The 14,100-nt window shown below is 73.2% G+C and carries 15 protein-coding genes and 2 pseudogenes; 2 read left to right on the top strand and 15 right to left on the bottom strand.

The genetic code is table 11. The features are described 5' to 3' along the window. Nucleotides 1-86 precede the first annotated feature (86 nt). The 14 genes and pseudogenes from ACWJ6R_RS16200 to ACWJ6R_RS16135 all read right to left on the bottom strand — a co-directional run bounded on the left by ACWJ6R_RS16200 (nucleotide 87) and on the right by ACWJ6R_RS16135 (nucleotide 11,622). Nucleotides 87-1,109 (bottom strand): MlaD family protein, encoded by a 1,023-nt coding sequence (locus tag ACWJ6R_RS16200; RefSeq protein ID WP_449063020.1) that lies wholly within the window; start codon nucleotides 1,107-1,109, stop codon nucleotides 87-89. Continuing rightward, on the bottom strand, nucleotides 1,109-2,167 hold the full coding sequence (locus tag ACWJ6R_RS16195) for an MCE family protein (RefSeq protein WP_449063018.1): 1,059 nt from the start codon (nucleotides 2,165-2,167) through the stop codon (nucleotides 1,109-1,111). Before ACWJ6R_RS16195 ends, ACWJ6R_RS16200 begins: the two co-directional genes overlap by 1 nt. A gap of 3 nt (nucleotides 2,168-2,170) precedes the next feature. Next, nucleotides 2,171-2,293, bottom strand: coding sequence for a hypothetical protein (locus tag ACWJ6R_RS16190; protein WP_449063017.1), 123 nt, complete (start codon nucleotides 2,291-2,293; stop codon nucleotides 2,171-2,173). Nucleotides 2,294-2,483: 190 nt separating this feature from the next. Continuing rightward, a pseudogene (locus ACWJ6R_RS16185) lies at nucleotides 2,484-3,110 on the bottom strand (MlaD family protein); the annotation flags it as partial. Nucleotides 3,111-3,194: 84 nt separating this feature from the next. Further along, nucleotides 3,195-4,058: an ABC transporter permease gene (locus ACWJ6R_RS16180; RefSeq protein WP_449063016.1), complete on the bottom strand. Its 864-nt coding sequence runs from the start codon at nucleotides 4,056-4,058 to the stop codon at nucleotides 3,195-3,197. Then, complete coding sequence (locus ACWJ6R_RS16175) at nucleotides 4,058-4,984, bottom strand: MlaE family ABC transporter permease (protein ID WP_449063015.1); 927 nt, start codon at nucleotides 4,982-4,984, stop codon at nucleotides 4,058-4,060. The genes ACWJ6R_RS16180 and ACWJ6R_RS16175 overlap by 1 nt, the downstream gene beginning before the upstream one ends. Before the next feature lie 163 nt (nucleotides 4,985-5,147). Then, complete coding sequence (locus ACWJ6R_RS16170; protein ID WP_449063014.1) at nucleotides 5,148-6,053, bottom strand: M24B family metallopeptidase; 906 nt, start codon at nucleotides 6,051-6,053, stop codon at nucleotides 5,148-5,150. Beyond that, nucleotides 5,972-6,565, bottom strand: a complete 594-nt coding sequence (locus tag ACWJ6R_RS16165) for an aminopeptidase P N-terminal domain-containing protein (protein ID WP_449063019.1) — start codon at nucleotides 6,563-6,565, stop codon at nucleotides 5,972-5,974. The genes ACWJ6R_RS16170 and ACWJ6R_RS16165 overlap by 82 nt, the downstream gene beginning before the upstream one ends. Before the next feature lie 155 nt (nucleotides 6,566-6,720). Beyond that, complete coding sequence (locus ACWJ6R_RS16160) at nucleotides 6,721-7,851, bottom strand: ABC transporter substrate-binding protein (protein WP_449063013.1); 1,131 nt, start codon at nucleotides 7,849-7,851, stop codon at nucleotides 6,721-6,723. A 146-nt stretch (nucleotides 7,852-7,997) separates the two neighbouring features. Next, a complete protein-coding gene (locus tag ACWJ6R_RS16155) occupies nucleotides 7,998-8,246 on the bottom strand; it encodes a hypothetical protein (RefSeq protein ID WP_449063012.1) in 249 nt (82 codons plus the stop codon). Between the two features lie 56 nt (nucleotides 8,247-8,302). Then, nucleotides 8,303-9,007, bottom strand: a pseudogene (locus ACWJ6R_RS16150) (branched-chain amino acid ABC transporter permease); the annotation flags it as partial. Next, nucleotides 8,968-9,993 carry a branched-chain amino acid ABC transporter permease gene (locus ACWJ6R_RS16145; protein WP_449063011.1) on the bottom strand — a complete coding sequence of 342 codons (1,026 nt, stop codon included), beginning with the start codon at nucleotides 9,991-9,993 and terminating at the stop codon, nucleotides 8,968-8,970. The gene ACWJ6R_RS16145 and the pseudogene ACWJ6R_RS16150, both read right to left, overlap by 40 nt. Beyond that, complete coding sequence (locus tag ACWJ6R_RS16140; RefSeq protein WP_449063010.1) at nucleotides 9,990-10,784, bottom strand: ABC transporter ATP-binding protein; 795 nt, start codon at nucleotides 10,782-10,784, stop codon at nucleotides 9,990-9,992. The genes ACWJ6R_RS16145 and ACWJ6R_RS16140 overlap by 4 nt, the downstream gene beginning before the upstream one ends. A gap of 64 nt (nucleotides 10,785-10,848) precedes the next feature. Then, complete coding sequence (locus tag ACWJ6R_RS16135; RefSeq protein WP_449063009.1) at nucleotides 10,849-11,622, bottom strand: ABC transporter ATP-binding protein; 774 nt, start codon at nucleotides 11,620-11,622, stop codon at nucleotides 10,849-10,851. Nucleotides 11,623-11,867: 245 nt separating this feature from the next. Between ACWJ6R_RS16135 and ACWJ6R_RS16130 the strand changes: the two genes are divergently transcribed. Together ACWJ6R_RS16130 and ACWJ6R_RS16125 are read left to right on the top strand one after the other, a co-directional pair. Next, complete coding sequence (locus ACWJ6R_RS16130; protein WP_449063008.1) at nucleotides 11,868-13,067, top strand: PucR family transcriptional regulator; 1,200 nt, start codon at nucleotides 11,868-11,870, stop codon at nucleotides 13,065-13,067. A 158-nt stretch (nucleotides 13,068-13,225) separates the two neighbouring features. Beyond that, a complete protein-coding gene (locus ACWJ6R_RS16125) occupies nucleotides 13,226-13,660 on the top strand; it encodes a CBS domain-containing protein (RefSeq protein ID WP_449063007.1) in 435 nt (144 codons plus the stop codon). Between the two features lie 70 nt (nucleotides 13,661-13,730). Here ACWJ6R_RS16125 and ACWJ6R_RS16120 read toward each other — a convergent pair. Then, on the bottom strand, nucleotides 13,731-14,100 hold a 370-nt coding region (locus ACWJ6R_RS16120), incomplete at its 5' end, for an ATP-binding cassette domain-containing protein (protein ID WP_449063006.1).

The following is a 14,100-nucleotide window of genomic DNA, read 5'->3' as shown; positions in this document are numbered from 1 at the left end:
CCCCCGAGACTCCGGGGCGGCGTCGCGGTCCGGGCGGGTCAGCGGGCGGGCCACGGGTCCGGGGCGGGTCACCGGTTCGGGGCGGGTCACCTGTCCCTCCTGTCCTTGCGGATGGCGCCGAGCACCTCGGGGTTGATCGGGCCGAGCCCGGTGGCGATGACGTCGATCCACGGGCCCCGCCCGCCGGTGGCGGCCAGCCCGGAGAAGGCGGGTCCGGCCCAGGCGAGGACCGAGTCGAGGCCGCGCGCGGAGTCGAGGCGGCCCGCGATCGCGGACGCGTCGTCCACCACCGCGACCAGGTTCCTCTCGTGCTCGGCGATCAGGGCGCCGATGGCGTCGACCAGGTCGCCGCCGTCGCCGAGCAGGGTCTTCAGCTCGGCCCGGCGGCGGCGCAGCTCGTCGAGCATCACCTCGACGGAGTCGACGAGGCGGCCGAGCTGGGCGTCTTTGGCGTCCAGCAGCTTCATGACCCGGTCGCCGGCGTCGAGCAGCCGCTGCAGCTCGGGCTCGCTCTCGCTGATGACCTCCGACAGCTCGCCGATGTCGTCCAGCAGCCGGCTCACCCGGCCCCGGGGCGCGGGCTCCAGCTCGGAGAGCTCCCGCAGGAGCCTGTCGACCGCGTCGGTGTCGAGCCGCTGCACCAGCCGGGTCGCGTCTTTCAGCGCGTCGGGGATCAGCGTCGGGGTGCCGGTCCGTTCCATCGGGATGAGCCGCTCCGACTCGGGCAGCTCGTCCATGTAGGGCCGGACGACCGGCCCGGTGAGCCTGATGTAGCGCCCGCCCAGCAGGTTGGAGAGGGTGACCTCGGCGCGGGTCCGGGGGCCGAGCCTGATCCCGTCGTCGACCCTCCAGGTCACCACCACGTGGCCCCGGCCGTAGTCGGCGCGGACCTCGGTGACCTCGCCGACGGGCACGCCCGCCACCCGCACGTCGTTGCCCGCGCGCAGGCCGGCGGCGTCCGGCAGGATCGCCGACATCGTGTAGCCGCCCTCCAGCAGGCCGAGGTTGCCGACCAGGAAGGTGACGGCCAGCACGGCGGCGAGCGCCGCCGCCGAGACCGCGCCGACGACCCTGCGGTCGCGGTCGCGGAAGGACTTGAGCGCCATCATCACGGCCCCACCAGGACGCGCCGCAGGTCGCCCGCGGAGGTGAGCTTGAGGCCGCCGCGCAGCGGCGGGGGGTTCTCCATGGGGTAGGGGCAGGGCAGCGGGCCGAGCGCGACGCAGGGCACCGCCGTGGTCACGAAGTGGCCCCGGCCGGTCACCTGGAACGAGCGCTGCAGCGGCGGGGTGAGCGTGCCCAGCAGCTTCTCCACGCCGTCGAGGTTGCGGCGCACCCCGCCGGTGAGGCGCGCCATGCGGTCCACCACCCGGCCGAGCTCGCGGGCGTTGTCGCCGAGCACCCGGTCGGTGACCCGGGCCGTGGCCGACAGCTCCACCAGCGCCTCGTCGACCAGCCTGCGGTTGCGGGCGAACGCGCCGGTCAGCTCGACCAGGTCGTCCACCATCCGGGCGATCTGCTCGTCCCGGCGGGCGATCACCTCGGTCACCGTGGCGTAGTCCTCCAGCAGCCCCTTGACGACCTCCTTGCGCCCGGCGACGGTGGCGGTCAGCTCGCCGAGGTCGTCCACCAGGCGCGGGATGTCCTCCTGGTTGCCGTCCAGGGCCTCGCCCGCCGCGGTGAGCAGTCGGTTGATCTGCTCGGGGTCGAGGCTGCGGGTGAGCGGGCCGAGGTCGGCGACCAGGTCGCCGATGTCCACCACCGAGCGGGTCCGCCGCACCCGCGCGCCGTCGGCCAGCATGTCCTCGGCGGTCCCCGGCTCCAGGTACACCACCCGCTGGCCGACCGCGTCGCGCCAGCGGACCGCCGCGGAGCTGTCGGAGGGCACCCGCACCGAGGTGCGCACGCTCAGCACCACCTCGGCTCTGCCGCCGACCACCTCGATCGAGTCGACCTGGCCGACCGGAGCTCCCGCGATCTTCACCTGGTCGCCCGTGCGGAGCCCGGAGACGTCGTCGAAGACGCCGATCAGGCGGTAGGTGTCGCCGGTCCCCACCCGGGCGATCTGCGCGCCGATCGCGACGATCAGCGTGACCGTGACGAGCAGGAACAGCACGAGCTTGACCAGCGTGCGGCGCCGCTGGACGCGGTCTCCCGATCGGGCCACGGCTCACCCGCCGTCCGCGGCGCGGCAGGCGCCGATGAAGAGCACGCAGGGGTCGGTGTGCACGTAGGCGGCCATCTTCAGCTGGTTGGCGCGGCCCGGACCCTTGCCGCCGATCAGGTCGTTCAACCCGGCGAGCAGGCCGTTGAGCCCCCGGACGCCGTCGCCGGCGATGCCGAGCTGCGTGGCGAGCAGGGCCGCGGCGCGCTCGCCCGCGTTCCCCGCCGCCTTGAGGTCCCGGCGGTGGGCGCGGCAGGCCGTGGGCGGTCAGCGCGGACAGCTCGTCGAACTCCCGCAGCAGCGCCCGCACCTTGCCGGCCCGCTCCACCAGGCCGGGGGCGAGCACGTTGACGTCGGCGGCGATGCCCGTCAGCTCGTCGCCCTTGCCGGCCAGGGCGCCGCTCAGCGCCGCGGCGTCGCCGATGAAGCGGGTGAACTCCGCGCGCCGCCGGTGCGCGACGCCGATGACCGTCTGAGCCCCGTCGACGATCCCGCGCAGTTGCGGGCCCTTGCCGTCCAGGCCGCGTCCCAGGGTGTGCACGATGGCCGTGATGTCGGCCGGGTCCACCGCGCCGAGCCCGTCGTAGGCGTCGGCCAGGGAGTCCGACAGGTCCACCGGGTCCTCGGTCCTGGTGATGACCGCGCCGTCGCCGAGGTAGGGGCCGCGGGCCTCCCCGCCGCCGGGGACCAGGTCGACGAACTTGGGGCCGAAGATCGAGCTGGGTTCGATCACGGCGGTGACGGTCTCGGGCACCTTCACTCCGGGCTCGACGTACAGGGACACCACGGCCCGGCCCGCGCGGTCCAGCGTCACCGCGCCGACCCCGCCCACCGTGACCCCCCGGATCTTGACGGGGGAGTTGGGGTCCAGCCCCTGCCCGGCCCGGCCGAAGAGCGCCGACAGCCGCGTGCCGTTCACGCCCGCCGCCCCCCGTACGGCGAGCACCAGGGCCGCCGTGACGGCCGTGATCAGGACCAGCGAGATCGCCAGCCGGACCGGCAGGGGGAGGACGCCGCGGGCCACGGCCGCTCACCCCGTCAGCGGCGTGCTGCTGCCGCCGCCCCAGAACAGGTAGGACAACAGGAGGTTGAGCAGGACGACGGTGACGATCGACTGGCGGATCGCCCGCCCGGCGGCGGTGCCCACGCCGACCGGGCCGCCGGTGGCGTTGAACCCGTAGTGGCAGTGGATGCTGATCACGGCGAAGGCGAAGACCAGTACCTTGATCACGCTGTAGAGGATGTCGACCGCCGGCAGGCCGAGGTAGAAGTAGTAGTCGTACACGCCCGGCGCCATGCCGAACAGGACCGTGCACATCAGCCGGGTGGCGAAGAAGCTGGCGAACAGCGCGATCAGGTAGACCGGGATCAGCGCGACCATCGCGGCCACCACCCGGGTGCAGATCAGGTAGGTGAAGGCGTTGATGCCCATCACCTCGAGCGCGTCGATCTCCTCGGAGATGCGCATCGCGCCGAGCTCCGCGGTGAACGACGAGCCGACCTGGGCGGCCAGCGCGACCGCCGCGATGATCGGGGTGATCTCCCGGACGTTGGCGAAGCTGCCCACCAGGCCGATGAACGACTCGGCGCCGATCGCCTGCAGCCCCTGGTAGCCCTGGAGCCCGACGGTGGCGCCCACCGCGAAGGCCATGGTGAAGGCCACGAAGACCATGCCGCCGCCGATGATGGTCGCGCCGACGCCCACCACGACGTCGCTGATCTGGCGGAGCACGACCTTGGTGAACCTGGCCCGCAGGATGATGTCCCGGACCGAGTGGAAGACGACCTTCGCCAGGAAGACCGGCCAGTCGGAGAGCGAGGCCAGCCGCTCCGCCCCGTCGAGGAGCACGTCGTAGGCGCGCCGGCCGGCGGTGCGCGCTCCCGGGACCGCCATCACAGGGTCCTCGGCGGATAGGCGAGGAAGTAGATCATCGTGATCACGTAGTTGACGGCGAAGACCAGCATGAAGGTCACGACGGTGGACCGGTTCACCGCGCGGCCCACGCCGACCGGGCTGGTCTGGCAGGTCATGCCGTAGTAGCAGGACATGATCGCCGCGATGAAGCCGAAGATCCAGGCTTTCAGCAGGGTCACCAGCAGGTCGCTGGTGACCAGCAGGGAGGTCGCGCCGTCGAAGTAGGCGCCGGAGGTGACGCCCTGCACGATCACGTTGAAGAAGTAGCCTCCGGCCGCCCCGGCCACGATGACCAGCGGGACCAGCAGCACCGCCACGGTGCTGGCCGCCCAGAGCCTCGGGGTGACCAGGCGGTGGATCGGGTTGACCGCCATGACCTCCATGGCGGCCAGCTCGTCGCGGATGTTGCGGGCGCCGATGTCGGAGGTCATCGCCGACCCGCCCGCCCCGGCGATGAGCAGCGCCGAGGCCATCGGGGCGACCTCGCGGACCAGGCCGACCACGACCGCGCCGCCGGTGGCGGAGGAGGCGCCCAGCTGCCAGGCCAGGTCGCCGACCTGCAGGGCGACGGTGGCCCCGAGGGGGAGCGAGACCAGCAGCACCGGCAGGCTGGTGACGCGGGCCAGGAACCAGCACTGCTGGACGAACTCCCAGAACCAGGTCCGCACGTCCCAGCTGCGCCGGAAGCCCTCCAGCGCGATCACCGACATGTCGCCGACCCGGTCGAGCGCGCCGGAGGCGGTGCGCGCGAGGAGGCCTGCGACCCTGCTCCCGGCGGTCCTGCTCCCGGTGGTCCCGGTGGTCCGAGCGCCCCGGCCGCCCGCAGCGTCTCCGGCGGCCCGGGCGGTCCCGGCGGTCCCGGCGCCCCCGCCGTCCCCGACGCTGCTCGGCATGGCGTCCGCCATCGGTCACCTCGGATTCCGCGGCTACGACCTTGGAGCAGTCACGCTAATGACGGTCCGTCCGGTAAGTCGATGCCTGCCGGGGAATTTGCGCGAAAGGGATGAGGCCCCGATCGCGACTTGTCAGGGCCTCACACTTTCCCGCCGGTCCGGCGGTTCCGCCGGGTCAGCCGGACAGGCCGGCCATCCAGCTCTCGACCTCGTCGGGGTGGCGGGGCAGCCCGGCCGACATGAGCCGGGCGCCGTCGGCGGTGACGACGAGGTCGTCCTCGATGCGCACGCCGATGCCGCGCAGCTCCGGCGGGAGGGTCAGGTCGTCCGGCTGCAGGTACAGGCCGGGCTCGACGGTGAGCACCTGGCCCTCCTCCAGCACGCCGTCCAGGTAGACCTCCGAGCGGGCCCGGGCGCAGTCGTGCACGTCCATGCCGAGCATGTGGCCGCTGCTGCACAGGGTGTAGCGGCGGTACAGGCCGCTGCCGGGCTCCATCGCCTCGTCGGGGCTGATCTTGAGCACGCCCCAGTCGTGCAGGCCCTCGGCGATGACCCGCATGGCGGCCCGGTGGAAGTCGCGGAACCGCGCACCCGGCCGCAGCGTGGCGATGGCCGCGTTCTGCGCCTCGTAGACCAGCTCGTAGACCTGGCGCTGGACGGGGCTGAAGCGGCCCGACAGCGGCAGGGTCCGGGTGATGTCGGCGGTGTAGAGGTTGTCGGTCTCCACGCCGGCGTCCAGCAGCAGCAGGTCGCCGGAGTCCAGGCGGCCGTCGTTGCGGATCCAGTGCAGCACGCAGGCGTGGGCGCCGGAGGCCACGATGCTGTCGTAGCCGCCTCCGTTGCCCTCCAGGCGGGCGCGCAGGCCGAAGACGCCCTCCAGGTAGCGCTCGCCGCGCGGGTGGGGCAGGGCGGCGGGCAGCGCCCGCACCACGTCCTCGAATCCGCGGACGGTGGCGTCCACCGAGAACTGCAGCTCGGCGACCTCCCACTCGTCCTTGATCAGCCGCATCTCGGACAGGAACGCCTCCAGCTCGGCGTCGCCGTCGTGCGGCGCGACCCGGGCGTCGACGGAGGCGTCCACCCCGCGCAGCACCCGGGCGGCCCGCCCAGCGCCTCGTCGAGCCGGTCGATCGGCGCGCAGCCGACCTGGTAGAGCGCCTCCGCCTCGGCCAGGTCGGGGCGGCGGCCCACCCAGAACTCGCCGTAGCGGCGGTCCCGGTAGAACTCCTGCCCGGCGGTCCCCGGCGCCGAGCGCGGCGAGCGGGGGCGCAGGAAGAGCCGCGCCTCCCCGGACGGCTCGACGACCAGGACGTCGTCGGGCTCCTGGTCGCCGGTCAGGTAGGTGAACGCGCTGTGCGACCGGAAGCGGTAGTCGCTGTCGTTGCTGCGGACCTTCAGGGTTCCCGAGGGGATGACGAGCCGCTCGCCGGGGAAGCGGGCGGCGAGCACCGCGCGCCGCTTGGCCGTGTAGGCCGCGAGGGGCAGCGGGGCCAGGTCGCCGCGGTGGCTGTCGGCCCACCCGGTCTCCATGAAGGCCGCCAGGGCGTCGGAGACCGGCAGGTCGTGGCTGCCGGTGTTCAACTTGTCGGTCATTGCCGAAGGATACGGCCCGCACCGCCCCGGGAAGGGCGGCGCGGGCCGTACGGTGGCCGGCTCCGGGCCGCGCGGGCGTACGGTGGCCGGTCCGCAGGAAGGTGCGGGCCGTACGGTGGCCCGGTCCTTCGGCCGGCGGACCGGGCCGGGGCGGGTCAGCTCCCGGAGGGGACCTGGTAGTCCTTGACGATGTCGGCCGTGAACGGCTCCTTGACGACGACCGCGCCGCCCAGGGCCTCCTTGTCCGGCTTGACGACGTAGGACCGCAGGGAGGCGGGCTTGTCGAACATGGTGAAGTCCATGGTCCCGCCGTACTGCTCGCCCCAGGCGCTCTGGCCGCGGTGCGCGGCGACCACGGCGGCCCGGGTGAGGTCCTTGCCCTCGCAGGCCTTCTTGAGCGCGTCGACCACGATGCCCGCCGCGGTGTAGCCGGCGGAGACGCCGCTGTCGATCGCGTCGCCCGGGTACTTGGCCTTGTAGTCCTCGCCCAGCTTCTTGATGGCGGGCAGGTCCGAGCTCATCGGGGCGCCCGCGGTCACGTACTCGAAGGCGGCCAGCAGCGCCGGGCCGGCCGGGGTGGGCAGCAGCTGCGGGGAGTAGGCCGAGTTGCTCCCGAGGAACGGCACCTTCATGCCGCCGGCCAGGGCGACGCCGACGAGGGAGGCGGTCTGCCGGGGGCCGACGGAGACGAGGATCGCCTTGACCCCGGCCTTCTTGAACGCCGCGACCTGGGCGGTCATGTCCTGGTCGGTCGCCTTGATCTTCTGCTCCACGAGCTTCAGGCCGAGCTTGCCGGCGGCGAACTTGGAGCCGTTGAGCGCGGTCTCGCCGTAGTCGCCCTCGAAGTACAGGTGCCCGATGGAGTCGCCGGACTTGATGCCCTTCTCCTTCACCAGGTACTCGACACCGTTGATCATGTCGATGTCGTAGGTGGTCCCGGTGACCTGGATCGGCTCGCTGCCGAGCAGGTGGGTGGCCCACGCCTGCGGGATGGTGAGCATCCGGTCGGCCTCGATGCGCTGCTTGACCGCGTTGACCATGGGGGAGCCGACGACGTGGGCGAGCGCGACCGACTTCGGGCCGATCTCGGTGTAGGCGGCCACGGCCTTCTGCACGTCGTAGCCGTGATCGCGGACGATCGACTCCAGGGTCCGGCCGCAGATGCCGCCGGCCTGGTTGACCTGCTCGAAGTAGAGCTGCTGGGCGTTGGTCAGGCTCTTGCCGAACGAGGCGTAAGGGCCGGTCAGGTCGGTGATCATGCCGATCGTGATGGTGTCGGCGGTCACGCCGGGACCGGTCTTCACCCCGTCGCCGGAGGCGGCGGCGCCGCCCCCGCCCTCCGCCGACGGCCTTCTCGCTGGCGCAGGCGGTGACGGCCAGTGCCAGGGCCGCCAGGGCGGCGAGCCCTCGGGAGCTCCGTGAGATTCTCATGTCAGTTCCTCGTCTCGGGGGTGGGCGTGAGAGCGGGCGCGGCCGGCGCGGCGGGCGCCGCGCGCCGGGTGAGGCGGAGGCGGGCCTTGGTGAACAGGCCGAACAGCCCGCCGGGCAGGAAGAGGACCACGACGACGACGGCGAGGCCGTACAGGATCTGGGCGGCCTCGGCGGCCCCGATCCCCTCCTGGCCGGTGGGCGCGACCAGGGGCAGCGCGTCGCTGTAGCGGGTGAACAGCGAGGGCAGCATGACACGAAGAACGCGCCGATCACCGCTCCCGCGACCGAGCCCAGCCCGCCGATGATGATCATCGCCAGGTAGGACAGGGCCAGGATGAGGCCGAAGTAGTCCGGCACGGTCTGCCGGAAGACCAGGGCGATCAGCACGCCGGCGAGCCCGCCGTACATCGACGAGAGCACGAACACGCCGGCGCGGTAGCGGGTCACCGGGACGCCCATCACCCCGGCGGCGATCTCGTGGTCGCGGATGGTGTTCATGGCCCGCCCCGGGCGGCCCCGCAGCACGCCGCGGGCGAACAGCCCCGCGCCGACCAGCAGGACGACGCCGAGGAACCAGAGCCGCTCCAGCGCGCCGAACGGCACCCCGGCGATCACCAGGGGCTCCGGCGTGTCGGTGAAGGCGAACCCGAACAGTTCCATCGGCGGCACCGGCCGGCCGTTGTGGCCGCCGGTCACCGGGGTGGCGTTGGACATCACGAAGTGGCCGATGAAGATCAGCGCCAGGGTGGCGATGCCGAGGTAGGCGCCCTTGAGGCGGCCGGCGATGGGGCTGAACAGGCCGCCCGCGACGCCCGCCAGCAGCACCGCGAGCACCGCCGCCAGGGGGGTGGGCAGGTCCAGCCCGCCGAACTCGCCGTCACCCGAGGGCGCGGAGGCGAAGTAGACGTAGCCGAAGGCGCCGACCGCCAGGAAGAACGCGTGGCCCATGGAGAGCTGGCCGGTGGCGCCGGTCAGCAGGTTGAGGCCGATGGCGCCGATCGCCGCCGCCATCGCGAAGAGGCCGTCCTGCAGCCAGATGCCGTCCAGGTAGAACGGCGCGACGACGACGCCGGCGGCCACCAGGACCCACCACAGGGGAGTGACGAGCTTAGACACGGGCCAGCTCCTTCGTCCCGAACAGCCCGCGGGCGGATGAGCAGGACGACGATCATCACCAGGAAGGGGGCGACGTCGCCGAGCCCCCGGCCCAGGAAGGACAGCTCCTCCTGGTAGCCGCCGACCAGCGACTCGGTGATGCCGATGATGAAGCCGCCGGCGAGCGCGCCGCCGGTGGAGTCCAGGCCGCCGAGGATCGCCGCGGGGAAGGCCTTCATCGCCACGGCGGTCACGTTGCGGTCCAGGCCGGGGGTGGGGAAGACGCACATGAACAGTGCGGCGACGGCGGCGAGCGCTCCGGCGACCGCCCAGGCCCCCATCGAGACCCGGCCGCGCCGCACGCCCATCAGGGCGGCGGTCTCGGAGTCCTCCGCGGTGGCGCGCATCGCCACCCCCCAGCTGGTGTACTTGAACGCCAGCAGGAACGCCGTGATCACGACGGCCGCCGCGACGAGCGCGGCGATCCGGGTGGCCGGGAGGTTGACCGACCCCAGCTGCAGGACGTCGCTGCCCCACGGGTCGCCGAGCGCGAGCACCTCGGTGCCGATCTGCCGGGTCAGCTCGGTGACCAGGATCAGGTCGACGCCGATCGTCACGATCGCCAGCACGCTGTGCGACAGGACGTTCGCCCGGCGGATGACCGCGAACTCGATCAGGGCGCCCAGGGCGGCCGCCCCGGCGACGCCGAGCAGCAGGGCGGTCCAGAACCCGACCAGCGGATGCGTCTTGGCGATGACGAATCCGCCGACCAGCAGCAGCGAGGCGTGCGCGAAGTTCACCACCTCGGTCGCCTTGAAGATGACGACGAACCCCAGGGCGATCAGCGCGTACACCGCGCCCACCGAGACCCCGCTCACCAGCAGTTCGATGAAAGTGCTCACGAAGCGGCCTCCTCGGTCTCGCTCGTCGCGCCCAGGTACGCCCGGATGACCTCCGGATCGTTCTGGACCTCCTGCGGGGGGCCGTCGGCGATGAGCCTGCCGAAGTCCAGGACCGTCACGGCGTCGGCCAGGCGCATCACCATCCCCATGTCGTGCTCCACGAGCAGGATCGAGATCCCGAGGCTCTCGCGGACGGCGCCGATCAGCTCGGCCATGTCGCGCCGCTCGCCGCCGTTCATGCCGGCCACCGGCTCGTCGAGCATCAGCAGCCTGGGCTCCATGCACAGGGCCCGGGCCAGCTCGACGCGCTTCTGCACGCCGTACGGCAGCAGGCCCACGGGCACGTCCAGGCGCTCGGTGAGGCCCACGAAGGCGGCGATCTCCTCCACCCGGGCGTTGTGCCGGGCGGCCTCCCGGCGGGCGGACGGCAGGCGCAGCCCGGCCGAGACGAAACCGGCGCGGGTCAGCCGGTGCCGCCCGAGCATCAGGTTGTCGCGCACCGACAGGTGCGGCGAGAGCGCGATGTTCTGGAAGGTGCGGGCCAGGCCCAGCCCGGCGATGCGGTGGGGGGCCAGGGCGGTCAGCTCGGCGTCGCCGAAGCGCACGCTGCCGGAGGTGGCCCGGTAGACGCCCGACAGGACGTTGAAGCAGGTCGACTTGCCCGCGCCGTTGGGGCCGATGACCGCGTGCACGCTGCCCGGCTCGATGCTGAAGCTGACCGAGTCCAGCGCGGTGAGCCCGGCGAAGCGCACGGTGACGTCGCGGACCTCCAGCCGGGGGACGGAGGTCATACCGTCCGGTTGGTATGTATCGCTCATGCGGACCGTCCGATAGGGGACGCGGAAGGGGACACGGTCATGCCGACCACCTGCTCAGTGCGGGACGGCGGGCGGCCGCGCCGCCCGGCAGGCCCGGTGGGTCTTCGGCGTCACCGCCGACGCCCAGGTAGCGGCGGCGCACCTCGTCGCTGGCGGCGAGTTCGGCGGCCGGGCCGGACAGGGCGATCTCGCCGACCTCCAGCACGTAGGCGTGGGAGGCCAGGGACAGGGCCAGGGCGGCGTTCTGCTCCACCAGGAGCACCGTCGTGCCCTGGGCGTTGATCTCCCGCACGGTCGCGGCGATCCGGGCCGCCATCAGCGGCGCCAGACCGAGCGTGGGCTCGTCGAGCAGGAGCACCTCCGGGCAGGCCATCATCGCCCGGCCCATCGCGAGCATCTGCTGCTCGCCGCCGGACAGCAGGCCGGCGCGCTGGCGGGCCCGTTCGGCGAGCACCGGGAAGAGCTCCAGCACCCGCTCCCTGGCCTCGGCGGCGGACCTGCGGTCCCGCGCCCCGAGCGCGCCGGCCCGCAGGTTCTCCTCCACGGTCATCCGCGCGAAGACCCTGCGGCCCTCGGGGACCTGCACGACGCCGCGCGCGACGACGGCCGAGGTGGCGGTGCCGGACAGCGCCACGCCGTCGAGGGCCACCTCGCCCGAGGTGATCCCGCCGCGCTGGAAGCGGAGCGTTCCCGAGATGGCGCGCAGCAGCGTGGACTTGCCCGCGCCGTTGCCGCCGAGCACCGTCACGACCGCCCCGCGCGGCACGTCCAGGGAGATCCCGCGCAGGGCCGTCACGGGCCCGTAGTTCACCGCCAGATCCCTGACCGAGAGCCCGGAGTCTCCGGGCGGCCGGGGGGGCGTGGACGTTCATATGCATGCCTCCTGACAACCGATGAACGCACCCAACCCACGCGGTCCACCGGCGTCCAGAGGGCCGGGTGAAGTCGGGGCGTCCGCCCACGGAGGGCCGGTGCGGGTTGTGCTCCAGCACAACACGGGATCACGAAACGAAACAGAACCTTGTTCCGCTCCATGTGCGCTGACACGATGGCCAGATGGGGATCCGGTCCGCCGACGACGACGAGGTGCGCAGGATCATGCGCCTGGCTGCGAGCCGGCTGCTGGAGCGGCTCCCGGAGCTCACCGACGAGCTCGTGGCCAGGACCCGCGACACCGACGAGGCCTACCGCAGGATGGTGCCCACCGACGACCACTGGCAGAGCGTGTACGAGGCCATGGAGACGGGCATCGGCGCGATCCTGCTGCCCCGGCCCGAGCGCCGGGACCTGCAGCAGGCCGAGCGCACGGCCCGCCGCCGCGCCGAGCAGGGCCTGCCGATGGACTCGCTGCTGCGCAGCTACCGGGTCTCGGCGCAGGTGATGTGGGACGGGCTGGTCGGGGTCGTCACCGAGGAGGAGCCCGACAGCCTCCCGGTGCTCATCCGCAGCGCCACCAAGGTCTGGAACGCCGTCGACCGGCAGGCCGTCGCGGCCGCCGAGTCCTACCGCAGGAGGGAGGCCGAGATGTTCGGCCGCACCGCCGAGCGGGTCCAGGCACTGCTCGACGCCCTCCTGGAGGACCGGGCCGACGCCGCGCTGGTACGCAGCGCCGCCGCGGCGCTGGACCTGCCGGAGCTCGGCCGCTACGCGGTCGTCATCACCCGGCTGCCCGGCCGCGGCGGGCACGCCGACGACGGCTCCCGCCCGGCGGCCCTGGGAGGCGTCCGGCTGCTGTGGCGGATGCGCCCCGACTACGAGGTGGCCGTCGCCCTGCTCCACGACGAGGGCGTGGAGGAGCTGACCGGGGCCCTGCGCCCGCACGTCCTCGGCTGCGCCGGGATCAGCCCGGTGGTCGAGGGCCTGGCCGAGCTCGCCCAGGCCCGCCGGCTCGCCGAACTGGCCCTGCGGACCTGCACGGGGGAGGGCCCCGAGATCGCCCGGCTGGAGGACCGGCTCCCCGCCGCGCTGGTGGTCAGCCAGCCCGAGCTCGCCGGCCACCTCAGCGCCGCGGTGCTCCGGCCCATCCTGGCCCTCGACCCGGCCGACCGCGAGGTGCTGCTCGGCACCCTGGAGGCGTGGCTGCGCTGCGAGGGGTCGGCGATGCGCGCCGCCGGGCAGCTCTACTGCCACCGCAACACCGTCTTCAACCGCATCCGCAGGATCGAGCAGCTCACCGGCCGCTCGCTGGCCAGGCCGCTGGACATCGTCGAACTCGCCCTGGCCCTGGACGCCGTCCGGCTGCTCCCGGTCGTCTGAGGCCGCCGCCGCGGGCGGAGGTCCCTGAGGTTCGCCCCTGAGGTTCTTGAGGTTCACACCCAGGGCCGAGGTTTGCCGCCGCGGGCGCTTAGCCGCAGGCGCGGCGGGGCAATGTAAGGGGATACCCCCCGAGCGAGGCTGAAACCGAGGTGGTGCCAATGCTGATCGGCAGGATACTTCACGGCAAGGGAACCAGCGTGGCGACCGTCCATCCGGACACGACCGTCACCCAGCTGCTGGGCGTCCTGGCGGACAACAACATCGGCGCCGCGGTGGTCTCCCCGGACGGCTCGTCGATCGCGGGCATCGTCTCCGAGCGCGACATCGTCCGGCGGCTCCACGACCGCGGCGCGCAGGTGCTCGACGGGCCCGTGTCGGCCATCATGACGACCGAGGTGCGCACCTGCTCACCCGAGGACAACGCCGACGACCTCCGCCGCACCATGACCGACCACCGCATCCGGCACATCCCGGTGGTCTCCGGGGGCCGGATGGTGGGACTGGTCAGCATCGGCGACGTGGTCAAGAGCAGCATCGACGAGCTCGAGACCGAGAAGGCCTCCCTGGTCGACTACCTGCACCGCCGGGCGTAGCGCGCCCGCCGCCCGGCCCGGGGCGTACGGCGCGGCGCGCCGGGGCCGCGCGCGGCGCGGGACGCCGGACTCAGTCCCCGAGGTCCTTGAGGTCCCCGAGGTCCTTGAGGTCTCCGAGATGGACCCGGTGGTGCGCCCAGCGGGCCAGCAGCGCGTCGTCGTGGCTGACGGCGAGCACGCCCGCCCCGCTCCGCTCCCGGTAGGCCTCGACGACCGCGACCAGGTGCGCCTGGGTGGAGGCGTCCAGCATGGTGGTCATCTCGTCGCAGACCAGATAGCGCGGCTGAAGGGAGAGCGCACGCGCCACGCACGCGCGCTGGAGCTGCCCGTCGGACACCTCGTGCGGGCGGCGGCCGAGCAGGTCGCCGGTGAGGCCCGTCTCGGCGGCCAGCGCGGCCACCCGGCCGGGGTCCGCCCGGCCCGCCGCGGCCAGCGGTTCG

The sequence above is a fragment of the Planomonospora algeriensis genome, from assembly GCF_977012225.1.
The sequence above is the reverse complement of the archived record's forward strand: the minus strand, read 5'-3'. Positions and strand labels throughout refer to the sequence as shown.